The organism is Neiella litorisoli, assembly GCF_014773395.1.
Lineage (GTDB): Bacteria > Pseudomonadota > Gammaproteobacteria > Enterobacterales > Neiellaceae > Neiella > Neiella litorisoli.
Genome location: NZ_JACXAF010000030.1, coordinates 19,665 through 43,783, shown reverse-complemented (window position 1 = coordinate 43,783; position 24,119 = coordinate 19,665). Strand labels below are relative to the sequence as shown.

Annotated in this window: 18 protein-coding genes and 4 tRNA genes; 12 read left to right on the top strand and 10 right to left on the bottom strand. The window is 50.8% G+C overall.

Going from position 1 to position 24,119, the window contains the following annotated elements; genetic code table 11:
• Positions 1-104 precede the first annotated feature (104 nt).
• The 3 genes from purM to IC617_RS17325 are packed head-to-tail and all read left to right on the top strand — an operon-like array spanning position 105 to position 2,572.
• Positions 105-1,145, top strand: coding sequence for a phosphoribosylformylglycinamidine cyclo-ligase (gene purM, locus IC617_RS17335; RefSeq protein WP_191146248.1), 1,041 nt, complete (start codon positions 105-107; stop codon positions 1,143-1,145).
• Positions 1,145-1,792 carry a phosphoribosylglycinamide formyltransferase gene (gene purN / locus IC617_RS17330; protein WP_191146266.1) on the top strand — a complete coding sequence of 216 codons (648 nt, stop codon included), beginning with the start codon at positions 1,145-1,147 and terminating at the stop codon, positions 1,790-1,792. The genes purM and purN overlap by 1 nt, the downstream gene beginning before the upstream one ends.
• A 24-nt stretch (positions 1,793-1,816) precedes the next feature.
• Positions 1,817-2,572 (top strand): DUF3108 domain-containing protein, encoded by a 756-nt coding sequence (locus IC617_RS17325; RefSeq protein WP_191146247.1) that lies wholly within the window; start codon positions 1,817-1,819, stop codon positions 2,570-2,572.
• Positions 2,573-2,577: 5 nt separating this feature from the next.
• Here IC617_RS17325 and IC617_RS17320 read toward each other — a convergent pair whose 3' ends face one another.
• A complete protein-coding gene (locus IC617_RS17320) occupies positions 2,578-3,351 on the bottom strand; it encodes a class II glutamine amidotransferase (protein ID WP_191146246.1) in 774 nt (257 codons plus the stop codon).
• Between the two features lie 151 nt (positions 3,352-3,502).
• Here IC617_RS17320 and fadE point away from each other — a divergent pair, with 151 nt between their 5' ends.
• Positions 3,503-5,959: an acyl-CoA dehydrogenase FadE gene (gene fadE / locus IC617_RS17315; RefSeq protein WP_191146245.1), complete on the top strand. Its 2,457-nt coding sequence runs from the start codon at positions 3,503-3,505 to the stop codon at positions 5,957-5,959.
• A 278-nt stretch (positions 5,960-6,237) separates the two neighbouring features.
• Here fadE and IC617_RS17310 read toward each other — a convergent pair.
• From IC617_RS17310 to dnaQ, 6 genes are all read right to left on the bottom strand, one after another.
• Positions 6,238-6,314, bottom strand: a tRNA-Asp gene (locus IC617_RS17310).
• A 35-nt stretch (positions 6,315-6,349) separates the two neighbouring features.
• A tRNA-Asp gene (locus tag IC617_RS17305) sits at positions 6,350-6,426 on the bottom strand.
• Positions 6,427-6,455: 29 nt separating this feature from the next.
• Positions 6,456-6,532, bottom strand: a tRNA-Asp gene (locus tag IC617_RS17300).
• A gap of 102 nt (positions 6,533-6,634) precedes the next feature.
• Positions 6,635-6,711: transfer RNA gene (locus IC617_RS17295), tRNA-Asp, on the bottom strand.
• A gap of 105 nt (positions 6,712-6,816) precedes the next feature.
• Positions 6,817-8,151: a TIGR03503 family protein gene (locus IC617_RS17290; RefSeq protein WP_191146244.1), complete on the bottom strand. Its 1,335-nt coding sequence runs from the start codon at positions 8,149-8,151 to the stop codon at positions 6,817-6,819.
• Positions 8,148-8,903 (bottom strand): DNA polymerase III subunit epsilon, encoded by a 756-nt coding sequence (gene dnaQ / locus IC617_RS17285; RefSeq protein WP_191146243.1) that lies wholly within the window; start codon positions 8,901-8,903, stop codon positions 8,148-8,150. The genes IC617_RS17290 and dnaQ overlap by 4 nt, the downstream gene beginning before the upstream one ends.
• Before the next feature lie 119 nt (positions 8,904-9,022).
• On the opposite strand from dnaQ, the gene rnhA reads away from it, so the two are divergent.
• Entirely contained in the window at positions 9,023-9,481 is a 459-nt protein-coding gene (gene rnhA, locus IC617_RS17280) for a ribonuclease HI (protein ID WP_191146242.1), read from the top strand.
• Here the strand turns inward: rnhA and IC617_RS17275 are convergent.
• A complete protein-coding gene (locus IC617_RS17275; RefSeq protein WP_191146241.1) occupies positions 9,381-10,208 on the bottom strand; it encodes a class I SAM-dependent methyltransferase in 828 nt (275 codons plus the stop codon). The genes rnhA and IC617_RS17275 overlap by 101 nt on opposite strands.
• Before the next feature lie 76 nt (positions 10,209-10,284).
• Here IC617_RS17275 and gloB point away from each other — a divergent pair, with 76 nt between their 5' ends.
• The 5 genes from gloB (at position 10,285) to IC617_RS17250 (ending at position 17,736) form a co-directional block, all read left to right on the top strand.
• Positions 10,285-11,049 carry a hydroxyacylglutathione hydrolase gene (gloB, locus tag IC617_RS17270; protein ID WP_191146240.1) on the top strand — a complete coding sequence of 255 codons (765 nt, stop codon included), beginning with the start codon at positions 10,285-10,287 and terminating at the stop codon, positions 11,047-11,049.
• A 108-nt stretch (positions 11,050-11,157) separates the two neighbouring features.
• On the top strand, positions 11,158-12,657 hold the full coding sequence (locus IC617_RS17265) for a lytic transglycosylase (protein ID WP_191146239.1): 1,500 nt from the start codon (positions 11,158-11,160) through the stop codon (positions 12,655-12,657).
• Between the two features lie 173 nt (positions 12,658-12,830).
• The gene (locus IC617_RS17260) at positions 12,831-14,759 is read left to right on the top strand and encodes a transglycosylase SLT domain-containing protein (RefSeq protein ID WP_191146238.1); all 1,929 of its coding nucleotides are present in this window, start codon (positions 12,831-12,833) and stop codon (positions 14,757-14,759) included.
• 101 nt (positions 14,760-14,860) lie between these two features.
• On the top strand, positions 14,861-16,228 hold the full coding sequence (locus tag IC617_RS17255) for a YjiH family protein (RefSeq protein WP_191146237.1): 1,368 nt from the start codon (positions 14,861-14,863) through the stop codon (positions 16,226-16,228).
• 107 nt (positions 16,229-16,335) lie between these two features.
• On the top strand, positions 16,336-17,736 hold the full coding sequence (locus IC617_RS17250) for a hypothetical protein (protein WP_191146236.1): 1,401 nt from the start codon (positions 16,336-16,338) through the stop codon (positions 17,734-17,736).
• Positions 17,737-17,816: 80 nt separating this feature from the next.
• Here IC617_RS17250 and IC617_RS17245 read toward each other — a convergent pair whose 3' ends face one another.
• Together IC617_RS17245 and IC617_RS17240 are read right to left on the bottom strand one after the other, a co-directional pair.
• Positions 17,817-19,088: an O-acetylhomoserine aminocarboxypropyltransferase/cysteine synthase family protein gene (locus IC617_RS17245; protein WP_191146235.1), complete on the bottom strand. Its 1,272-nt coding sequence runs from the start codon at positions 19,086-19,088 to the stop codon at positions 17,817-17,819.
• 168 nt (positions 19,089-19,256) lie between these two features.
• Positions 19,257-19,826, bottom strand: a complete 570-nt coding sequence (locus tag IC617_RS17240; protein ID WP_191146234.1) for a TetR/AcrR family transcriptional regulator — start codon at positions 19,824-19,826, stop codon at positions 19,257-19,259.
• 143 nt (positions 19,827-19,969) lie between these two features.
• Between IC617_RS17240 and IC617_RS17235 the strand changes: the two genes are divergently transcribed.
• Positions 19,970-21,028 (top strand): efflux RND transporter periplasmic adaptor subunit, encoded by a 1,059-nt coding sequence (locus tag IC617_RS17235; protein ID WP_191146233.1) that lies wholly within the window; start codon positions 19,970-19,972, stop codon positions 21,026-21,028.
• 6 nt (positions 21,029-21,034) lie between these two features.
• Positions 21,035-24,082: an efflux RND transporter permease subunit gene (locus IC617_RS17230; RefSeq protein WP_191146232.1), complete on the top strand. Its 3,048-nt coding sequence runs from the start codon at positions 21,035-21,037 to the stop codon at positions 24,080-24,082.
• Positions 24,083-24,119 lie beyond the last annotated feature (37 nt).

The following is a 24,119-nucleotide window of genomic DNA, read 5'->3' as shown; positions in this document are numbered from 1 at the left end:
AATTTACCGAATTCAGCCTGATCTTCGCCTCTAACAGTTTCCCCTAGACCGAACGATTGGTAGAATACCGCGTCTTTTTTTGGCCAGTTCGACTGAGGTTACAAGTGAGCGAGAATAAACCTTCTTTGAGTTACAAAGACGCGGGTGTTGATATTGATGCCGGTAATGCGTTGGTAGACCGCATCAAACACGTTGCGAAACGCACATCCCGTCCAGAAGTCATGGGGGGTTTAGGTGGTTTTGGCGCCCTTTGCCAACTGCCCAAAGGCTATGACGAACCAGTATTGGTTGCCGGCACTGACGGTGTAGGCACCAAACTGCGTCTGGCTATTGATCTGAAAAAACACGACACCGTCGGAATCGATCTGGTTGCCATGTGCGTGAACGATTTGATCGTTCAAGGTGCTGAACCACTGTTCTTCCTCGACTATTACGCCACTGGCAAACTCGCCGTTGATACCGCAGCAGACGTTGTTACCGGCATTGGCGCAGGCTGTGAGCTATCTGGCTGTGCTCTGATCGGTGGCGAAACCGCTGAAATGCCGGGTATGTACGAAGGCGATGATTACGATATGGCTGGCTTCTGTGTCGGCGTCGTTGAAAAAGCCAAGATCCTTGATGGCAGTAAAGTTGCAGCAGGCGATGCTCTGATTGCACTTGGCTCCAGTGGCCCACACTCCAACGGCTATTCACTGATCCGCAAGATCTTGGAAGTTTCCGGTGCCGATACTAGCGAAGCGTTTGGCGATAAAACCTTAGGCGAAGCACTTCTAGAGCCAACCCGCATTTACGTCAAATCAACCCTAGAGTTGCTCAAAACAGTTGATGTTCACGCCATCAGCCACATTACCGGTGGCGGCTTCTGGGAAAACATTCCACGCGTCTTGCCGGCGCAAACCAAAGCTGTGATCGATGGTAATTCTTGGCAGTGGCCAGAGATTTTCAACTGGTTACAAAAGCAAGGTAACGTTGAAACCCACGAAATGTACCGCACCTTTAACTGTGGTGTTGGTTTAGTCGTGGCATTACCGCAAGAGCAAGTAGAGCAAGCATTAGCATTGTTACAGCAACACGGTGAAGAAGCCTGGTTAATTGGCTCAATTGCCGCCGCTGAGCAAGGCGAAGAGCAGGTCGAAATCAAGTGATGACAGAGCCAGCTCGCATTGTTGTGCTCATTTCGGGCAACGGCAGCAACCTGCAAACCATTATTGACCACGCAGAAAATGGTCAAATTGACGGCCAAGTGGTTGGCGTTATCTCCAACCGCTCCGATGCCTATGGTTTAGAGCGCGCTGCTTCCGCATCGATCCCTACCAAAGTACTCGAGCACTCACTCTTTGCTAATCGCGAAGATTATGATCAATCATTGGCTGGTTTAGTGGACACGTTTGAGCCAGATGTCATTGTTCTTGCTGGCTTTATGAGAATTTTGACGCCGCAATTCGTGCGCCGATTCGAAGGCAAGATGATTAACATCCATCCGTCACTTCTGCCAAAGTACACGGGCCTTAATACCCACCGCCGAGCGATCGAAGCTGGCGACAAAGAACATGGCTGTTCAGTCCACTTTGTCACCGAAGAGTTAGATGGTGGACCAGTCATTTTGCAGGCCAAAGTCCCAATTTTTGAAGATGATGATGAACAATCGGTGCAACAACGAGTCTTAGAACAAGAGCATCGGATTTTCCCGCTGACGATTCAATGGGTTGCTACCGGACGCGCAAAACTGATCAATGGCGTTGCTCAATTGGATGGAAATCCATTAACATCGGCAGGGTACGCTTCAGATTAACGATTATCATTAAGGGGATTTATCATGCGTTATTGGTTGCTATTGGCATCCATAGCTTTTTTCGCAACACCAAGTCACGCGGATAGTCCCTTTGAATTAGTCGCCTTCCAAAGCACTTACAAAGTATTTCGTAACGGCAGCGAAGTGGGCACCGGCAAACGAACGTTTCACCACAGTGCCGACGGCCGCTGGTATTTTTGCTCAGAAAGCAGCTTGAACTGGTTTATCTTGTCGGATAAACGCAAAGAGCAAAGCTGGGTCAAGTTAACCGACGGTAAAGTCAATTCCGTCGAGTACCAATTTAATCGCTCCGGTACCGGCCCTGATCGCGAAAGCCACATCATTTTTGATGGCTCCAAAAAAAGTCTGACTGACATCTATGATGATTACCCGTTGGCAACCGAGTGGGCTGCTGATTTGCTTGATCCTGTGGGTTATCAGCTGCAAATGCGGCTAGACGTTGCGGCCGGTAAAAGCCAATTACTGTATCCGGTCTTGTACAAAGGTGAGCGTCGCGAATACCGCTATGAAGTGGTTGGCGATGAAGTGATTGAACTGCCAATCGGTCAGGTCGAAGCGGTCAAATTGAAACGCGTACGCAAGAACAACCGCCGCGAAACCTTTGTCTGGCTGTCGAAACAACACGATTACATCTTCGCTCGAATTTGGCAATCAAAAGATGGCGATGAGCAAGCAGACTTACGTCTCGCTGAGTTTGAGCTACTCAATGATGGCGGACAAGAAGCCCCTTCGGAACCTCAAGCCCAAGCCAAATCATAATCCTATCAATTGCTGGCGATGACTTCGCCAGCTTTGAATAACACCCACTGACCCGGCTTCATTGCGTGCCATTGTTCATCTTTGGTCAGTGGCTGAGTAGCAACTACCGACACCACATCGTTTGGTGTGGTCTCCTTGGAAAAATCAATTTCCCAATCATTGTCTAGCAATGTCGCGGTGCCAAATGGTGCTCGCCGAGTGATCCAGTGGAGCTTGGTCGAGCAATAAGCAAACAACCAGCGGCCATCCGAAAGCAGCATGTTGTAAACCCCTTTGGCGCGAAACATATCCGCTTGCTTGGCAACGAAGCGACCGAATGCGGCCGGATTACTTGGCGCCTTGGCATAACGCTGCTTGAGTTGCCCCATTAAATAACAAAACGCGAATTCGGAATCGGTGTTGCCAACCGGCTCAAAGCAGCCCAGCGACAGATCTTTGTAATCAGATAATTGGCCGTTGTGAGCAAATGTCCACATCCGGCCACCTAATTCACGTTCAAACGGATGGGTGTTTTCTAACCGGACACCGCCGCGATTTGCTTGCCGAATATGGCCAATGACAATTTCACTTTTAATCGGGTACTGCTCTAACAACTTCGCGATACGACTTTGATAGCTCGGCTCCGGATCCTTGAAGCTACGGCAACCTTTACCTTCATAAAAGGTCAGGCCCCAGCCGTCACGATGGGGGCCAGTATCACCACCTCGACGCAACAAACCCGAAAAGCTAAAACAAATATCAGTTGGCACATTGGCACTCATCGCCAACAACTCGCACATAACAACAATTCCACCCATTAGTCACACTCAGCCGCGGATGATACCGCAATTCCATATCAACCTGCTTGATCCGAACAAGCGTTTGATCTATTAATAGGCTCAACTCGTAAGAGGTCTGACCTCTTGAAATAATAAAAATGGGGGATGTGTCGTGGAGATATTTCTTTGGATTCTAGCTCTAGTAGCTGTCATCGGCGTGATTGCGTATCACCGTCAATCACTTCTGGTAGCCAGCGCTGCTACCGCAGTCTGGCTTGCCGTCGGTCAATTTGTTTTGAACGTTCCAGCCTGGTCTTGGGCAATTTGGGCTGCGATTGCCCTACCACTTAACGTAACGGCGATTCGCCAAGCGTTGTTCAGCCGAGCCATGCTCAATGCCTACCGCAAGATCATGCCGGAGATGTCATCCACCGAGCGTGATGCAATCTCGGCGGGCACGACGTGGTGGGAAGGTGAATTGTTCCGTGGCAACCCTGATTGGAGCATGCTGCACAATTACCCTGCGCCAGTGCTTAGCGCCGAAGAGCAAGCATTCATTGATGGTCCGGTCGAAACGGTTTGTAAAATGACCAATGATTTTGAGATCACCCATGAGCGCGCTGACTTGCCACCCGAAATTTGGCAGTACCTGAAAGACAATGGCTTTTTCGCCATGATCATCAAAAAGCAGTATGGCGGTTTAGAGTTTTCTGCGTACGCGCAAAGCTACGTGCTACAGAAACTCGCCACCGTCAGTGGTGTATTGGCCAGTACCGTAGGCGTGCCCAACTCGCTTGGCCCTGGCGAATTGCTGCAGCACTATGGTACCGAAGCGCAAAAAGACCATTACTTGCCGCGATTAGCCAAAGGCTTGGAAATTCCTTGCTTTGCCCTAACCAGTCCTGAGGCCGGTTCTGATGCCGGTGCGATCCCAGATCGTGGCACTGTTTGCATGGGCGAATGGCAAGGAAAACAAGTACTCGGTATGCGTCTAACTTGGAACAAGCGTTACATTACGCTAGCGCCTGTCGCGACCGTACTTGGTCTGGCGTTCAAGTTAGACGATCCTGAGCAATTATTGGGTGGCGAGAAAGAGCTGGGCATCACCTGCGCGTTGATCCCAACGGACATTCAAGGGGTTGATATTGGCCGCCGCCACTTCCCACTAAATGTACCATTCCAAAATGGCCCAACACGCGGCGACGATGTCTTTGTCCCGATTGATTACATTATCGGCGGCGAAAAAATGGCCGGTCAGGGCTGGCGTATGTTAGTTGAATGCTTGTCCGTTGGCCGTGGCATTACGCTACCAGCAAATGCCACTGGCGGTGCCAAGCTAGCAGCGATGTCATCGAGCGCCTATGCCCGAGTCCGCCGTCAATTTAAGGTACCGATCGGTTACCTTGAAGGAATCGAAGAGCCATTGGCTCGAATTGCCGGTAATGCTTACTTGATGGACGGCGCTGCCAATTTGACGACCACTGCGATCGATATGGGTGAGAAGCCATCGGTGATCTCAGCGATCGTCAAATATCACCTGACCGACCGTGGCCAGAAAGCCATGATCGATGCAATGGATATTCACGGTGGTAAAGGCATCTGCATGGGACCGTCAAACTACCTAGCCCGCGGCTATCAAGGCGCGCCAATTGCAGTTACCGTGGAAGGTGCCAATATTCTTACCCGCTCGATGATCATCTATGGACAAGGCGCAATTCGCTGCCATCCGTACGTGCTCGCAGAGCTTGAAGCGGCAAGTCTGAGCGATCAGCGAAAAGCCTTGGCAGACTTCGATAAAGCGGTATTTGGTCACATTGGTTTTGCCATTAGTAATGTCTTTCGTAGCATTTGGTTTGGTTGGGGCGGCTACCGTTTCAGCAAGTCACCACAACGTGACGCGACTGCTCAGTATTACCGTCAATTAAATCGCTACTCGGCAAACCTTGCACTGCTGTCAGACATTGCCATGGCTACTCTTGGCGGTTCACTAAAACGCCGCGAGCGCGTGTCAGCACGCTTGGGCGATATGCTCAGCGAGCTGTATCTATGCTCTGCCGCACTCAAGCGATATGACAACGATGGTCGCCCAGCGGAAGATTTACCACTGCTGCAGTGGGCATTAGAGGATTCATTAGCGAAGCTTCGTGTTGCCCTGCGCGATTTGCTCGATAACTTCCCTGTCGCCGGTGTTGGCTCTCTGATGAAGGCGCTCATTATGCCGCTTGGCTTACCGAGTAAGCGTATGGGCGACAAACTTGACCATAAAGTCGCTAAATTAGTAATGACCCCAAGCGAAACTCGCGATCGGCTGGGTCATATGAGCTTTTTGACTGATTGCGATAACAATCCACTTGGTACCCTGCAAACAACCTTGAACGACATTATTGCTGCCGAGGAACTGGTTGCTAAAGTGAGTAAAGCGAAGGGTCAAAAGGTACCGTTTATCTGGCTCGATCGGATTGCCGATGAAGGTCTGGAGATGGGCGTGTTGAGCGAAGCAGACGCACAATTACTGCGCCGCGCCGAGATTGGCCGTATGAAGGCGATTAACGTCGATGATTTTGATTCGGATGAGTTAGTTGCCGATAAATCAACAATCCCACAAAAGGCAACCAAGAACGCAGCCTGAACTAGTCAACAATAACAACAAGGGGCTTGAAGCCCCTGTACTTCCCAACATTTAGGCGTCATGTCCTCGCTCGGCACATGACGCCTTTTTTGTCTTTCTAACCCATTGCAAAGCAATTAACCCAACGCTCAGACGCCGTAAATACGTCCCTGTAGGCTCGGCGCTGGCTTCCATGCCAGCGACGCTTCGCTAACGCGTTAATTGCTTTGATTTTCAGCTAAGCACAAGAGCAACTAACAAAAAAGCCCCGCTCAAATGAGCAGGGCTTTGATGTTAGATGGCGGAGTGGACGGGACTCGAACCCGCGACCCCCGGCGTGACAGGCCGGTATTCTAACCAACTGAACTACCACTCCGCACTGAAAACTGTTTGTATTTGACGTTGAGAAGATGGCGGAGTGGACGGGACTCGAACCCGCGACCCCCGGCGTGACAGGCCGGTATTCTAACCAACTGAACTACCACTCCGCATCGGAACTCATTGTCATCAGGAAAATTGGCGGAGTGGACGGGACTCGAACCCGCGACCCCCGGCGTGACAGGCCGGTATTCTAACCAACTGAACTACCACTCCGCACTGGAACCTGATTGTTGCTCTTACGAGCTGCAGAGCAGATGTACTGAATTGCACTTCTTTACTGCGTCAGCCCCGCTTTCGCGTGGCTTTGAAAAATGTTGGCGGAGTGGACGGGACTCGAACCCGCGACCCCCGGCGTGACAGGCCGGTATTCTAACCAACTGAACTACCACTCCGCACTAATCTGCCGGTGACTCGCTAACAAAGATGAACTTTGTATGACGCCACCGTGCAGCGCGGGCGGAATAATACGGATTCCCCAAAAGTGAGTCAACCACTTTTTAGCGGTCTTCTGGCCGATTCAGATCAATATCGCCATCATCGTCAGAATCGTCGTTTTCATCGCCAGTTTTTGCTGCTTTTTTGCGCTTTCTGAGAATGACAAAAACCACACCGCCAACAATAAGTAGTAAACCAACCGAACCTGCGATTGCCCAAACCCACCAAGCAATGCCTCCAGACTCTGCATCAGCCGCTAACTCTGATTCAGGATCAGTGGCGTCAGGTTGCTCAGATGCTGGCAACACATCGCCCTCAAGAACTATTTCTGGGCTTTGCTCTGGTTCCACCTCATCTTTGCTCAAGAAGGTCGGCGCGGCTTTGATCACACTAAAGCGCTCTTTGGGAATTTCGATAGCCACTTCGCGGCCACTTTGGTCATCAGCAAACAGCCAACCACCAATTCGATAATCGCCAGTTCGAGCGACAAAATCCAAATCCATCGAGAAGGTGCTATTGTTAGGTTCAACCAGCGTCAGTGGATACTGAAAGTCGTTAGCACCGGTCACCATCAGATTAATGGCAACGGTATCAAGTTTTATCTCATTAGCATCAACGGTGTACTCGACGCGCAATGCATTGTCGGCAATACGCACGATATTGGCCTCAATTGGCAACGGCTTGAGCTCAATATCTTGCACCGCTGCGCGCTGGAAGGTTTTGTTGCTAACCCGCGCATACAGCTTGTAGCGGCCGGGCTTCTGGCGGATATCCACTTCCCCGGTAAAAATACCGTCTCTGGGATAGGCATCTAGGCCGGTGCCATTATCATAAAACTTGCCCATGCGATCTGCTGAGCCAGGATTCAACGCTGGATTGGGCTGGTTCAGGGTACGTCGGATTAAAAACAAATCGAGCTCTGTGGAGCGATAAAAAGCATCGCTATTAATCCGATCGCCGTAATTGAACAACTCGGCGGTCAGTTTTATCCGCTCGTGCTGGTAGAGCACCTTAGGCGCTTCGGTCACTTGCAACTCAATAGCGCTGAGAATTTCAATGGCGTTGCGCCGATCAATACTGCCGACAATTTGCCATGGCCCAGGAATCGGCTTGGTAATGGTAATTAAGTCAAACGAATCTTCGTCATACCAACTGACATTCTGCGGCGAAGTATGAGCATAGAGCTTAGAGCCATCCGGCTGGACCAACACAATTGGTCCTGCGCCGGGCTTGCGATACACCACCAAAGTGACTTCTTCAATACCGTGATCAAGGCGAAAGCGGTTATCAAGCAATTGATAGGCACTACGAACGAGCTTCTCTGGGGCTTCGGCAAATGATGGTACCGCCAGCGCCAACAGCAGGCTGGTCAAACAACCAAGCAGGATTTTTTTCATGTTGATTCAGCGGCTCCCAAAGTTTGCCAAATACTTGTCCCTGCTTTCTTTTCGACCCGAGCCATGGTTTCTTGATGACTTTCTAATTCAGTCGATGAGGCCTTGATCACAGGAAGCGCATCGCCAGCTAAGGTGACCGGTCTGATTTCGCCGGCAGAGGCCGCCGAGCCATCATCGCCATCTTGACCCAGCGCCAGCTTGGTCTGGCCGCCGGTCATTAACAGATAAACATCTGCCAGAATCTCGGCATCGAGCAATGCGCCGTGCAATTCACGATGCGAATTATCAATACCGAGTCGGCGACACAAGGCATCGAGGTTATTCTTCTGGCCTGGATACATGTCCTTTGCCAGTACCAAGGAGTCGGTCACCTGACATAGTTCATCGGTCTTTGCCCACCCCGCCCCGAGCTTGCCAAATTCATGATCCATAAAGCCCACGTCGAACGGCGCATTGTGGGCAATCAACTCGGCACCACGAATGAATTCGACAAACTGCTCGGCAACGTCAGCAAAGCGCGGACAATCTTTGACATCGTCGTCAGTGATACCGTGAACCGTCGTCGCTTCGGGGTCAATCGGCATATCAGGATTGAGGTAGACATGGTAGTGATTGCCAGTCAGGCGACGATTAATCACCTCCACACAACCAATTTCAATGATGCGGTGGCCAAGATGCGGCGCGCCGCCGCTCATATTCATACCTGTGGTTTCGGTATCCAGAATGATCTGCCGAGTTTGATCTGGTTGCATCGTATCCTCTATATCGGGCCGCTTGACCTTTGATGTATGGTTAAGGGCTCGTTTATACTCGCGACAACTGCGCAATAGCCCCTCAAGGCTGTTGATATTACAACAAGAAGCGAAAAACAATGAAACAGGTTGAAATCTTCACCGATGGTTCTTGTCTTGGCAATCCGGGTCCGGGTGGCTACGGCGCCCTGCTCCGCTACGGCCAGCATGAAAAAGAACTGAGCGGCGGTTATTTTCTTACCACTAACAATCGGATGGAACTACTGGCGGCGATTGAGGGTTTGCGAGCACTCACCAGCCCATGCCAAGTGACGCTTACCACCGATAGCCAATATGTCAAACAAGGCATCGAAAGCTGGATTGCCGGCTGGAAACGCAAAGGCTGGAAAACATCAAATAAAACACCGGTTAAAAATATCGATCTGTGGCAAGCATTAGATGCCGAAACACAACGCCACCAAATTGATTGGCGCTGGGTCAAAGGCCATGCCGGTCATGATGAAAATGAACGGGTCGATGATTTAGCCCGCGAAGCGGCGCAAGCGCCGACCATGGAAGATCAAGGCTATAACCCTTAGAGCCTGTTGAGCGCTGGCCTGTCGAAAACTGGCGGCCGGCAACGCCAGCGCCAGTCAATGCGCCAACCGTTTTTATCCGGTTCACTGCTTTCCACGATGGTTTCACCGGCGTCAATGGCACTTCGCGTTTTTTCATCAGCATGACATAGACTGAGCCCGCCCATGGCGCATAACGCTGACCAACCTGCTGAATTTTATGATTGGCAGGCTTACTGCCCAGCAAACTGCTAAAGGCCAATGTTTGGCTAGCAATAATTTCGCACCCGAGTAACTGAAACCAATCGCTGATCCGGTTCCGGGTAAAAAAGCGGCCATTCCAAGGGCTTCGTTTACGCCAACTGGGCCAAAGTTTTCCCGTCGCCACTAAACTCAGCGGATTAAACCCCGCCAGCAAAATATGACCATCTGAAATGACCACTCGATGCACTTCGCGCACCATTTGGTGCGGATCATTGCAAAAGTCGAGACAAAACGGCACCACACATGCGTCGATTGAGTTTTCGCTCAACGGCAATTCTGTCTCCTTGCCGCGAATGCTGCCGCTCAGCAATGACGACAGCCGCAATTGCCGGCTAATACTTGATGCGCTGGTATCCAAGGTGTCACCCAATGGCCCCAGAGTGACCATGTAGTAACCAAACATACGCTCAAGCATCGGCACAATAGCAGGCTCTAGCTGTTGCTTCAGCCACGGCCCCTGAGCCAGCTCTTGCCAACTCAGCGGCATGCTCAACGCTTTATTTGTTGCCGCGGGTCTCATAATATGATCGCTATCGATACCTTGGTGATGGGCTAGCACTGTTGTGACAATTTACCCGATTCGCGCGTTTCAAGATAACTATATATGGGCAATTCATGACAAGCATAATCTTGTTGTGGTTGATCCAGGCGATGCCCAACCAGTACTCGATTATTGCCAACAACAGCAACTCACACTGGTCGCAGTGCTGATCACCCATCATCATCGCGATCATACCGGTGGTATTGCGCCGCTAAAGTCGGCATTTCCGCAAGCAACCGTCATCGGCCCAGACAACCCAGCTATCAATGGCATTGAGCAAGTCGCAGGCGATGGCGAAACCATTTTCATTGCGCCCTTGGCGCTTCATTTTCAGGTGTTGGCGATCCCCGGCCATACCCTCGATCACATTGCTTATTATGGTCACGGCGCAGTATTTTGCGGTGATACTTTATTTCACACCGGTTGTGGCCGGCTGTTTGAAGGCTCACCAGAGCAAATGCTGGCTTCCTTGAATAAACTCGCGGCCCTGCCCGATGCAACCCGAGTCTATTGCACCCATGAGTACACCGAAGCCAACTTGGCCTTTGCCGCCGCGGTTGAACCCAATTATGCGCCGCTGCAAGATATGGCCGACAGTGTTGCGGCGTTAAGGACTGTCGACTTGCCATCGCTACCAACGAATATCGCTGAACAAAAACGCATTAATCCATTTTTACGCTGTAACGAGCCCGGTTTGGCACAAGCGGTGGCTAGCTGGAGCAAACAGCCCGCAACTGACGAGCTCGCCACCTTCACCCTACTCAGGCAATGGAAAGACCAGTTTTGACCTTGTGATGGCAACACTATAGGATTGCTCGGTTTGAGGTCGACTTGGCGACCTATGGCTCCCCAGATTCGGGTCGTTTAATTATTTTCAATTGTGGTAGTTGGTTTGTTGAAACGTTGTACAAATAATCGATTAGTTGGATTATTGATGGGCTTGCTGCTGGCTGGCTGTCAAAGCACTTCAGAAGTTAGCGAGCCAACCGCACAGCAGGTTGTCACAACAGCTGCGCCACCAGCTCTCGAAGCGACGCCGCAACCCGCTGAGCCAAGCAAAGCCGAACTCTACCTCTGGCATCATATGCGCGAAGGGTTTGCGCTTACCGAACAATCCCACCCGTCGATTGACAAAGAACGCAAGCGTTATTTGCGACACAAAGATGTCATTGCCGAAATCGACAAACGTGCCGGCGCCTATTTAGCAATCATCATTGAGCAGCTCGAACAACATCAAATGCCGCTCGAAATTGCCATGTTGCCCTTTGTCGAAAGTGGTTTTGACCCCTATGCCTATAGCCATGGCGGTGCCGTTGGCATGTGGCAGTTTATGCCAGCCACGGCCAAACGTTTTGGCCTCGCCAATGATTGGTGGTTTGATGGCCGCCGCGACATCTACTTATCAACGCTGGCCGCAATTGACTACCTCAAATACCTGCATGAGATGTTTGATGGCGACTGGCTGTTAGCGCTGGCGGCTTATAACAGTGGCGAAGGCCGAGTGAAACGAGCGGTGAAGAAAAACAAACGCCGAGGCAAAGCCACCGACTTCTTCTCGTTGAAGCTGCCCTCAGAGACCACCGCTTACGTGCCACGTTTGTTAGCCATTACTGACATTGTCAGAAACGCCGAGCAGTACAACATGGAGTTGCCGCAGCGACCCAATCAGCAAACGTTAGTTGCCATTGATGTCGGCAACCAAATCGAACTCGCCATCGTTGCCGAGCTGGCTGGCATGAGCTTGAAACAAATCGCCGAGTTAAATCCCGGCTACAACCGCTGGGCTACCGCCCCGACCACATCCAACATGTTGCTGATCCCGCAAAGCCAACAACAGCAACTTGAGGCTGGCTTAGCGCAATTACCGGCCGAGCAGCGTGTCAGCTGGCAACGCTATGAAATTCGCCCGGGCGACAGCCTTGAGCGCATTGCTAAAAAACACCACACCACTGTGAAGGTGTTGATGACCGCGAATAATTTGCGCAGTCACATTATTCGCGCAGGCCGCCATCTGATGATCCCACTGGGCGACGAAGCGCGTCTGCCGCCACTTCGTTTGGCCGACGATAAACCCACCAAATATCAAGTGCAACGTGGCGATAGCCTGTGGCTGATCGCACGACGCTACAAGGTCAAACATCAGGATATTGCCCGTTGGAATGGCCTCAGCAGCAACATGCTGAAACCGGGCCAAACGCTCACTATTTATACGAATGAACCGCAACAGCAAACCAAAACGGTGCGCTATAAAGTCCGTAACGGCGACTCGCTAAGCCTCATTGCTAAACGTTTTGATGTTTCCGTTTCTGCCTTGAAACGTTGGAATTCGCTGACTTCAGACTTTCTGCGGGCCGGTCAACGGTTGAAAATTGAGGTCAACCTGACCAGCGGCTAACGAGCTGTTAACAAAAAAATAACCAAGTATTTCCTGTCAGCTTAGCGCCAGCTTGATTACACTCATGAGCATCGCCTTTGCTTAGACGAGAACACTAAGTGGTTAGCAACAAACAGCTTCAGCGGATATCTAATTCCACACGCCGGTTTGCTCAAAGGTTTGCGGTTACACTAATGGTTGTCGCCGCGCCCTTTTCTTGGTCGAACAGCACTCCTGCGGCACCGCCACTTAGCATTGAACTTGAAGCACTCTCAGCGCAGCAACAGCAGCAATACAGCAAAGCTCGGCAGGCGCTGCGAAAAGGCCAAGTGAGCAATTACAAAGTGCTGCGCAAACAACTCGATGACCATCCCCTAGCGATTTACCTTGATTACTATTACCTCGGCGACCGGCTGAAACAACTCAGCGCCGATCAGGTCGCGGATTTTATTGCGCGAGCGAAAGGCTCACCACTCGGTCCTCGCCTGCAGCGTCGTTACTTAAAATACATCGGCCCGAAAAGACGCTGGGATGACTTTTTAACCGTCAGTCCAAAGGAACCTGTGTCGACCGAGTTGCGCTGTTATTATCATCGCGCCCAACTGCAAAAAGGCACCAAAGAAATTGGCTATGATGGCGCCGAAAGCTTATGGCTCAGCGGTACCTCACAGCCCAAGGCATGTGATGTGCTATTTGACGAATGGACCAAAGCAGGCCTGCGCACCAATGAGCAGATCTGGGAGCGGATGCTATTGGCTTTCGATGCCAGAGAGCGTGGCCTGCTTTCTTATTTAAATCGCAAACTCAGCGGTGACTACCGTCGCTACGGCGAGCAACTATGGTCGCTCTACAACAGCCCCAAACGGCTTAAAAAACACAGCTCATTCAAGCAGGATAATAGCGAGACTCGCGCAATAATCAGCGCCACCTTGCGCAAGTTAACGCGGACATCACCGCAAACAGCAATCGCCCAATGGCAGCACTATCAACAACAATTCACGTTTACCCAAGCACAAAAAGCAGCCATCGAAAAACAAATTGTACGCTACGCCTTTGCCCGCAAGGATGCCGAAGCCAGCGCTTGGGCAGATACTCGGCTTGCTGACTTAGCCGCCAATGATTTAACTGAACGGCGTATTCGGCAGCAACTCAAAAAACAAGATTGGCCGGCAGTTAAAAGACTGATTGAAGCGCTCTCACCAGAGCAACAGCAATCAGAGCGCTGGCAATACTGGCTGGCCAAAATAGAGCAGCACAACGGCCTGCAACAAGCCGCAACCGAGCGGCTACAACGGATTGCCGGCAACCGCAATTATTACGCCTACCTAGCGGCCGATGAACTCAAGCTTGACTATCAACTTGCCGCATCAACACCGCAACCAACAGCATCGAGTATTGAACAGCTGTCGACATCCAAGGGCTTAGCGCGTGTTAGAGCGCTGATGGCCAATGAACAATATGGCGATGCCAATTCCGAATGGATTTATTTATTGCGTTACAGCGACGATGACAAACGTGTTGCACTGTCTCACTACGCGCAGCAACAAGGATGGTGGCATTTTGCAATTTCCGCTGCGATTCGGGCGCAAATTTGGGACGCCATCGACTTACGCTTTCCCATCGCCTATCAAGATCTGTTCACAACATTTGCCGACATGCGCAAAGTCGATGACACCCTGTTGATGGCCATCGCGCGCCGTGAAAGTAGTTATAACCGCTATGCTCGCTCGCCCAAGGATGCCCGTGGCTTAATGCAGCTGATGCCGGCCACAGCAAAAGAAATGGCCCGCAGAATCAATCTGAGATACCGTGGCGTCAGCACCCTTTATCAGCCCGAGACCAATATTCGACTGGGCTCCGCTTATATCCAGCGGTTACTCAAACAATTTAACCAAAACAGTGTGTTAGCCATTGCTTCGTACAATGCGGGGCCGCACCGAATCAACAGCTGGCTGAACGATGGCACGCCACTGCCTTTTGATGTCTGGATCGAAACCATTCCGTTTCGCGAGACCCGCGACTACGTCCAAGCCGTGCTGGCTTATCAGGTTATTTATGCCAAAGGCACAGGACAAGAAAACGTTGAAATGCTAACGACGCAAGAAAAGTCAGCGAGTTATTAAGCTAACAGACTCTAATAATATTGCTTTAGCTATTGAGTTCGCCGCGCTGTCGCTTTAGCATGCGTGGCTGATTTCATTTTCCATCAAACAACCCAGCCGATATGGTTCGCCAGACTCGAACAGCCCCGTTGTACAGCGCTCGCAACATCGCCATTTTCGCCATCCCCTCATTGATCGGCATTGGGTTGTTTATGCTGCCTGTGCCATACCAAGGCGGACTGACTATCCCGATTGCCATTCTGGCCAAGTGGATTCAGCAATTCCTCGGCGGCAATATCACCTCGTTGATCGCGGCCGTAGTGGTATTGGCAACCTTGGCCTCAGTATTTACCAAAGCACTCGCCCCACGCTGGGTGACCAAGGATCCATTCCTTAATGCCTTACTCAACGTATCGCCGGTGTGGTTTGTGGTGCGCTGCTTTGGCGCTGTGTTTGTGTTGCTGGCATTTTTTAAAGTCGGCCCCGAGTTGATTCACTCCGAGGTTACCGGCGGTCTGGTGCTGTATGAACTAATGCCAGTGCTGCTAGCGGTATTTCTGTTGGCGGGTTTGTTGTTGCCGTTATTGCTCAATTTCGGCTTGCTGGAACTATTTGGCACTCTGCTAACCAAAATCATGCGACCCATTTTTGGCTTGCCGGGGCGCTCCGCAATTGACTGCATGGCTTCCTGGCTCGGTGATGGCTCGGTTGGTATTTTGCTAACCAGTAAACAATACGAAGCCAAGTACTACACCCAAAAAGAAGCCGCGATTATTGGCACCACCTTCTCAGCCGTCTCCATCACCTTCTCTCTTGTGGTTATTACTCAAGTTAAGCTGGAGCATTTATTTGCCCCGTTTTATCTGACGGTTTGTCTAGCTGGCTTCGTTGCCGCCATTGTCGTGCCCAAATTGCCGCCACTGCGGAATAAAAAAGATTGCTTTATCGACGGTTCCACTCGTAATGACAATGCTGAGCAAACACCGGCAGAGCACAGCTTATGGGGCTGGGGAATGGAGCGCGCACTGACCAAGGCCAGCCAAATCCAAAGCTTCCGTCAGGTATTTTTCGAAGGTGTCCGTAACGCCATCGACATGGTGTTTGGCATTCTACCTGTGGTCATGGCCATTGGTACCACGGCACTGATCATCGCCGAGTACACCCCTATTTTTGACTATCTCGGCATGCCTTTTGTGCCGCTGTTAGAACTAATGCAAATTCCCGAAGCGCAAGCGGCTTCCAAAACCGTGATGGTTGGCTTCGCTGATATGTTCATCCCGTCAATTCTGGCTGCCAGTATTGACCATGAACTGACTCGTTTTGTTATCGCTGCCATGTCGGTCACTCAGTTGATTTACATGTCAGAAGTTGGTGCTTTGTTACTAGGGAGTCAAATTCCCATCAAATTGTGGGAACTATTCGTGGTGTTCTTACTCAGAACTTTGGTAACCTTGCCCGTTATCTGCCTGATGGCTCATTTGTTCTTGTAAAAGGGTTTCTTAAGGAACGAGATTTTACAAGCTTATTTAGTAGTGCAGTCGAGTGTCTGAAGGTAATCAGCCCTCAATTTGCTGTTTGAACCAGAGAAAGAAGATTTATGCTTAAAAACAATTTATATCCTGCGCTGGCTCTTTCCTTTGCTACCGCAATGCTGACTGCCTGTGGCGGCGGCGGCGGCAACAACAACGAGAAAAGTGACGACGTTAACGAGACGCGTATTCAGGTTTACAACGCCTCGCCAAACAGCACAGGCTTAACCTACGAATTTGAAAAGAATAACGAAACTACTCACATCGCGAGCTTCATCACCTTCGGCGATGCCAGTGGCTTAACCCAGGTTTCAAAAAACGGAACTCACGAAGTAACCGTCTCTGGTATCGATGCCAACGGTGACCGTGAAGATATCCTCAAAGATGTTGAAGTTACTATCCGTAGCGACCAACGTAACATTGTCTTTACCTATGGCATCTATCCAGAAATTGCTCTGGCTGAATTTGATTTCAACCTCAACGATCTGTTTGACGACACCATGCGTTTTCTGGTCGCGGACTTTAAAGTCAACAGCCCTGGCTACGATGTATACGTTGGCATCGCTGATGAAGGCTTCTCAGCTGCAGAGCTTTGGACCACTAGTGTACCCGGCAGCATGATTGAAGTTGGTGATTTCGAAACCGACACTTATGACATCTATCTAACCAACACCGGCACCACAGACATCGTCTTCACTGCAGAAGATGTCAACATGGAATCAGAAACTGGCTACATCATTGTACTGCGCGATACCTTCGGCCCAAGTAACTCAGGTGTGGCGATCGATAAGATGACCAGCTCGTCAACTGTGGTTAGCTACGAAGATGCCTTCGGCGCTGCTCAGTATCGTTTCATGAACTTGATTGACCAAACCGTTAACTCGGAGCTTGTCTCAGGTGACGATACCTACACCCAAGAAGATATCGCGCCATACTCGTCAAGCCCGTATGACGTTGTTAACTACAACGATTACAAGATCTTCCTGAATGACGAAAACGATCAGGAAATCTACCGTGGCGTTGTCATGAGCCTGCCACAAAACGCAACCATGGGTGCGGCGATTTACCACGACAAAGAAGGTGCAGTGAAAGTTCTGACCTTCCCTGAGTCGGTGCGTCAGCTGACCTACCAGGTTGATATTAACTTCGTAAACCTGACCACAGATATCGACCAAGTGGACGTTTACTTTGTTGAGGAAGGCAAAACCATCGATACCACGCCTTACACTTTCCAAAGCGTTGATTTTGAAGAAGTGGAGACGGGTAACCTGCCAACCAACAACTATCGCGTTAATGTCGTGATTGAAACAGAAGATCACACCTTGGAAATGGTGTATCAGTCAGAAATGTTCGATTTCCAGGATAACTTCAACTACACCATGTTGTTGTACAACGATCCGGACACGCCATTCGGTTACAACGTGATGTTCGCCGGAGCGGACGTTTCAGTGAACCGCTTGAACCAGTAAACCTTGGTCGTTACAAAAGCATGAAAAAAGGGAGCCGCTAAAACGGCTCCCTTTTTGTTGCTAGTTCGGTTTAACAAGCATTAAATCGCGGCAAATGCTTGCTCCAGATCAGCCAGAATATCGTCGGCGTGCTCGATGCCGACACAAATCCGAATGGTCTCAGGTTTAACCCCAGCAGCAGCTTGTTCTTGCTCTGATAATTGCCGGTGCGTCGTTGACGCGGGGTGACAAGCTAGGGTTTTAGCATCACCAATATTGACCAAGCGCTTCACTAATGCCAAGGCATCGTAAAACTTAACCCCTGCATCAAAACCACCTTTGATACCAAAAGTGAGCAGTGACGCCGGTGCGCCAGCACAATATTGTTGTGCCAACTGGTGGTAAGGATCATCTTCCAAACCGGCATAATTAACCCATTCCACTTGTGGATGCTGTTTTAAGAACTTAGCCACTACCAGCGCATTTTCACAATGGCGCTCCATCCGCAACGCCAGCGTTTCCAAGCCTTGTAGAATCAGAAAAGCATTCATTGGTGAAATGGCTGAACCGGTATTTCTCAGCGGTACTGTGCGGGCCCGACCGATATACGCAGCCTCAGCAAACGCTTCGGTATAAACCACACCGTGATAAGACGGTTCAGGTTGATTGAAAACTGGATAGCGTTCTTTGTGCTCAGCCCAAGGGAATTTACCGGAATCGACAATAATACCGCCAATCGAAGTACCATGGCCGCCGACGTACTTGGTCAGGGAATGGACCACAATATCAGCACCATGTTCGATGGGATTGCACAAAATCGGTGTCGCCACCGTGTTATCCACAATGACCGCCACACCGTGACGATGAGCAGCATCACAAATCGCTGCTAAATCAACAATATTACCGGCCGGATTGCCAATTGTTTCAAGATACACGGCTTTGGTGTGGTCATCGATCAGCGCTTCGATGGCCGCGGCTGAATCATCTGCGGCAAAGCGCACTTCAATGCCCTGACTTGGCAGCATGTGAGCAAACAGGGTGTAAGTTCCGCCGTAGAGCTGCGGCACGCTAATAATGTTGTCGCCCTGCTGCGCTAAGGTTTGCACTGCATAAGTAATTGCAGCCATACCGGAGCTGACAGCCAGCGCCGCGATACCGCCTTCTAATGCCGCCATGCGCTGCTCTAGCACGTCATTCGTGGGGTTCATAATGCGAGTGTAGATATTGCCCGGCACTGCCAAATCAAACAGATCAGCACCATGTTGGGCTGAATCAAATTCATATGACACCGTTTGATAAATGGGTACAGCAACCGATTTGGTCGTTGGATCGGTTTGATATCCGGCATGAATGGCCAGGGTTTCCTTTTTCATCAGGCTCTCCGCTTTTTAAGATCGAGGCGATAAATATAATAAAAACAGTAGGCTGTATGTTGCGTTTCGACAACAAACAAGAAACTAACGCCAACCAATGTAGGCGTTTAGCATAGAAGCTATTGAGAGCGAGGGAAACTAGAGCCTACAACGGCCTCAGCCAACAAGTTAACGGCTGAGAGCTGCTCGATAAATGGCAAGGTTGTTGAGTACGGCCTGCTTGCCATCGGTCAACGGTGAAATAGAGAAAATCGCCTTAGCCGTCACCACCAGCGTTTCGGCAAATTCACGGGGAGTCAAGCTTTGTTGGGCAAAGGAGATTTGCGATTTTTTTTCGGCTTCGGCTAGTGCCGACACCACAAAATCGGTGATCACCGCCGAGTGAGAATCAAAAATATCCTGACAATGGTCACTCGCAGTGCGGACCAAGTCACTCAACACCAGCTTATCGGTTATTTCCTCAAACAATGGTCGGCCCCAATCCAACAGCATCACCTCTAGCTGTTGCCAAATACAATCGTAATCGGTGATGTAACCGGCCAGTTTGCTGTATTGGCTTTCATGCTCATGTTTTAGGAACGCTCGGAACAACTGCTCTTTGCTACCAAATTGCTTGTGGATAGTGACTCGCGAAATATCTGCATAGCGACTAATCATGGCAATGCTACTGGTGGTGTAACCGTGTTGAAAAAAACACTGGCGGGCCGCTTTTAGAATAGTTTCGGTACTTGCGAGCATGTCTGAGATATTTTTTTGGGGTTGAAACTGGCGACCAAGGTTAACGATTTTGATCTGGATTAGCAATTTACAAGTTTACACTTTTTAAAAATGTGTTAAGTTGACAGCCGTTATTGTTGATTACTAACCAAGTGTGTCCCGCCGTGATTCGATTATTCCTGTTACTTCTCCCGCTATCTGCCGTACTCAGCGCTTGCGGACCTGCTGACAAACCTGAAGATTTGACCGTTGCACAACCGCGAACCGTGCAACTCAGCACCGTTCAGCAAACCGATAGCAGTCAGTCTTACCGCTTTCCTGCCACAGTGATTCCAGTAAAAACAGTGGAACTGAATTTTGAAGTATCAGGACGATTGAAATACGTCGACTTGAAGCAAGGTCAGCGCGTGCCTGAAGGCACCCTGCTGGCGGCAATTGACGCGGCTCCCTTTGAGCGCAGCGTGCGAGAAAACCGTGCGCGTCACAAACAGGCTCGATTAGAGCTGGAGCGCATTCAGTCACTGTACAAAAAAGGTTTGGCCGCTAAGCGCGAGTTGGACAATGCCGAAACCCAATTTGAAATCACTCAGGTTGATCTGGAAAACAGCATTCAAGATCTCAGCTACACCGAGCTGCGAGCACCATTTGACGCGCTGGTCAGCGAGCGTCTGGTCGAAGCCGGTAGCTATATCATCACCGGTACCGCGATTACCCGCTTACAGGATGTGTCGAAAGTCCACTTCGAAATCAACGTGTCGGAGCGCGTGCTGGCCGCCAATATCGATAACAAAATCCTTAGCGCAACAGCTTCGGTAGCAGGCCGCAGCGATGACGAATTCGAGCTTGAGTACGTCGAACACACCACTGCAGCCGATCCAGTGACGCAAACCTACAAGGTTGTTTTTGCCAGCGAGCCACCTGCAGACACCCATTTAACACCGGGGATCAGAGCCTCGGTGAACGTTGAGGTCGGCCATAGCGACGATTCGCCCGCTCTCTACGTCCCGCTCAATGCCTTGCAAGTCAACCCAGATAACAGTTACTCGGTTTGGCGTTATCAAGAATCTCAGGGAACCGTGACGCAAGTTGCCGTTGAGGTTGCCAATACTCAAGGTCACATGGTGGTGATTCAAAGCGGCCTGCAACTGGGCGACCAAGTTGTCTCCGCTGGCGTCTCGCAAATGCGCGAAGGCTTGGCTGTTAAACCTTATGTTGAGGAGTAACAGCCTGTGGATTTAGCCCGCTACTCAATCAATACCCCCGTCAATACCTGGCTACTTATTATTATTTGCCTGATTGGCGGTATCATCGGCCTGAGCAATATTGGCCGCCTTGAAGATCCGGCATTTACCATTAAACAAGCCAAAGTGATCACCCAGTATCCCGGCGCTGACGCCCTTCAAGTGGAAGATGAGATCACCGAGCCACTGGAAATTGCGATTCAGCAAATGCCCCAGTTGTATGAGCTCACTTCCACCTCCAAGCCTGGCGTATCGGAGATCACGGTAGAGATGAAGCGCCATTTTGACGGCTCACAGTTGCCGCAAATCTGGGATGAGTTGCGCAAACGTTTGGCTGATGCCAGTAAGAGTTTGCCTGCCGGAGCCAGAGCGCCGACCGTCTATGATGATTTTGGCGACGTGTTTGGCCTCTACTACGCGCTGTCCGCTCCCGATTTTAGTCCTTATCAACTGCGTGAGTTTTCTCGTATTATTCGCCGCAACCTACTCACCGTTCCTGGTGTTGCGAAGGTTGATGTCAGCGGCGTGCTGCGTGAGCAAATCGTGGTTGAAATGGATCTCAATCATATTGCTGGTCTGGGTTTGTCATTTCCCGATATTGCGCAACTGTTGCAATACAACTTACGACCGCTGCACGATGCCCGCTTGTTGGTTGATGGCAATCGCGTGCGCATTCCGATCGAAGCCGCCGACAATCGGCTGCAAGAGCTGGGCGATTTAATTTTGGCGGTGCCCGGCTCGAAAGCGACCATTCGAGTCCGCGATTTTGCTGAGCTTCGCATTGAGCCGGTTGACGTCCAACCTAATCTGGTGCGCTACCAAGGCGATCCGGCGATTACTCTCGCCATTTCCGCCAACGACGATGTCAACATTGTTGAAGTCGGCCAAGCGGTACAAGTAGAAGTTGAGCGCATGCTGCGGCAACTGCCTGCGGGCATAACCTTAGCGCCAATCTATGACCAAGCCAGTATTGTTGATGAGTCGGTCAAAGGCTTTATCCTCAACTTAGAACTGTCGGTTTTAGTCGTGACCCTCACGCTTTGTTTGTTCATGGGCTGGCGCTCGGGTGTCGTGATTGGCGCAGTATTGCTGCTCACCGTGATGGGTACGATTTTGCTGATGTGGCTGTTCGACTTACAGTTACAGCGGATCTCACTTGGCGCCATGGTCATTGCCATGGGCATGCTAGTCGACAACGCTATTGTGGTCGCCGAAGGGATGATGCTGCGAATGCAACAGGGGAAACGTGCCATTGATGCCGCCAGTTTTATCGTCAAGCGAACCCAGTGGCCATTGCTCGGAGCCACCGTCATTGGCATTGCCGCATTTTCTGGTATTGGTTTGTCTGATGATGCCACCGGTGAATTTCTGTTTTCATTATTCGCGGTGATCTTAATTTCGCTGATGCTCAGCTGGGTATTGGCCGTGACAGTGACACCACTATTCGGCTCTTACTTCTATAAAACATCGAACAACAGCGCCGAGCAGACTGCCAACTCGTTGTTTCATCGAGGCTACTTATCGGCATTGCGTTCGGCGCTGAAATTCCGCTGGCTGACTATAGCTGCGTTGATTGCCATTACTTTGGTCGCCATGGCGAATTTCAGCAACGTCAAGCAAGGTTTCTTCCCGCCGTCCAATACGCCAATGTTCTACATCCATCACTGGGGACCACAGGCTCGCGATATTCGCACCACAGAGCAGCAGGCCAAAGCGATCGAAAAACTGCTACTGCAATATGATGATGTCGCCGCGGTCACCTCAAGTATCGGCCAAGGCACCGCCCGATTTACCCTGACCTATGGCCCAGAGGCGCGCAACGAAAGCTACAATCTGTTTCTGGTGGAAATGAAAGATGCCGAAGCCATCGATGATTTCATTGCCACCATTACGCCCAAGCTTAATGCCATGGATCCGGATTCAGATTTTTACCTGAAACGCATGGTCTTCGGCCCCAGCACCACCGCCAAGCTCGAAGCGCGCTTTTCTGGCCCTGACATTAGCGAACTTCGCAAACTAGCCGCGCAAGCTGAAAGCATCATGCGGGCCGACGGCCAGATCCGCGATATTCGTCATGACTGGCGCGAAAAAGCGCTCACACTGGTGCCCGACTTTGATGAGTACAATGCCGGTGTTGCTGGCGTCACCCGAGCCGATTTCGCCGATGCGGTGCAATATGTCAGTAGTGGTTTGGAATTAGGTAAACTGCGCGATGGCGACTACGACTACCCCATTGTTGCAAAAGTGCCAAACGCCGCCGTTGCCGACGTTGAAAGCCTCCGCAACGCACTGGTATGGAGTGCCCACCAGCGCCGTTATATTCCCATGAGTCAGGTCATGCGAGAGGTAGAACTCGCCAGCGAAGATACCCTGATTCAGCGCCGCGATCGCGTTCGCACCATTAGCGTTTTTGCCGAGCCAGGCTTTGATGACACTGCAGCTGCCGCACTAAGTCGGATCCGTCAGCAAGTCGAAGCAATTGAGCGGCCTGATGGCTATGACATCGACTGGGGCGGCGAATATGAATCAGCCGGCGACGCCCAACGAGCCCTCGGTGCCGGCCTGCCAATGAGTTTTTTGGTGATGATCCTCGTCACCGTGCTGCTTTTTGGTCGGGTCAAACAACCCTTGATCATTTGGTTAACGGTGCCGATGGCAACCGTAGGCGTGGTCAGCGGTTTGCTCGCAACGGATATGCCCTTTGGCTTTATGTCGCTCCTTGGCTTCCTCAGCCTGTTTGGCATGTTAATTAAAAATGCCATTGTCTTGGTTGAAGAAATTGACCTGCAAATTGCAGAAGGAAAGCCCCAACGACAAGCCTTAGTCGAAGCTAGTTTAAGCCGTTTGCGGCCCGTCGCGCTGGCGGCAATTACGACCATTTTAGGGATGGCCCCGCTGCTCTTTGATGCCTTTTTCGCCGACATGGCCGTCACCATTATGGGGGGGCTGGCGTTCGCGACTATCCTCACCCTTATTGCTGTGCCAGTACTGTACAGTATCTTTTTCCGCATCAGTTTCCGCCGTCAGGCAAATTAGATTTTACTGATCGGAGCTGTACTAATTGTCGCTGCTT

What these genes read in the sequence shown, in the direction of transcription:
- IC617_RS17260 (WP_191146238.1), top strand. Translation starts at nt 12,831, where the DNA reads ATGGTTGTCGCCGCGCCCTTTTCTTGGTCGAACAGCACTCCTGCGGCA.
- IC617_RS17240 (WP_191146234.1), bottom strand. Translation starts at nt 19,826, where the DNA reads ATGCTCGCAAGTACCGAAACTATTCTAAAAGCGGCCCGCCAGTGTTTT.
- IC617_RS17320 (WP_191146246.1), bottom strand. Translation starts at nt 3,351, where the DNA reads ATGTGCGAGTTGTTGGCGATGAGTGCCAATGTGCCAACTGATATTTGT.
- IC617_RS17255 (WP_191146237.1), top strand. Translation starts at nt 14,861, where the DNA reads ATGGTTCGCCAGACTCGAACAGCCCCGTTGTACAGCGCTCGCAACATC.
- IC617_RS17250 (WP_191146236.1), top strand. Translation starts at nt 16,336, where the DNA reads ATGCTTAAAAACAATTTATATCCTGCGCTGGCTCTTTCCTTTGCTACC.
- IC617_RS17290 (WP_191146244.1), bottom strand. Translation starts at nt 8,151, where the DNA reads ATGAAAAAAATCCTGCTTGGTTGTTTGACCAGCCTGCTGTTGGCGCTG.
- IC617_RS17245 (WP_191146235.1), bottom strand. Translation starts at nt 19,088, where the DNA reads ATGAAAAAGGAAACCCTGGCCATTCATGCCGGATATCAAACCGATCCA.
- purN (WP_191146266.1), top strand. Translation starts at nt 1,145, where the DNA reads ATGACAGAGCCAGCTCGCATTGTTGTGCTCATTTCGGGCAACGGCAGC.
- IC617_RS17325 (WP_191146247.1), top strand. Translation starts at nt 1,817, where the DNA reads ATGCGTTATTGGTTGCTATTGGCATCCATAGCTTTTTTCGCAACACCA.
- rnhA (WP_191146242.1), top strand. Translation starts at nt 9,023, where the DNA reads ATGAAACAGGTTGAAATCTTCACCGATGGTTCTTGTCTTGGCAATCCG.
- dnaQ (WP_191146243.1), bottom strand. Translation starts at nt 8,903, where the DNA reads ATGCAACCAGATCAAACTCGGCAGATCATTCTGGATACCGAAACCACA.
- IC617_RS17275 (WP_191146241.1), bottom strand. Translation starts at nt 10,208, where the DNA reads ATGCCGCTGAGTTGGCAAGAGCTGGCTCAGGGGCCGTGGCTGAAGCAA.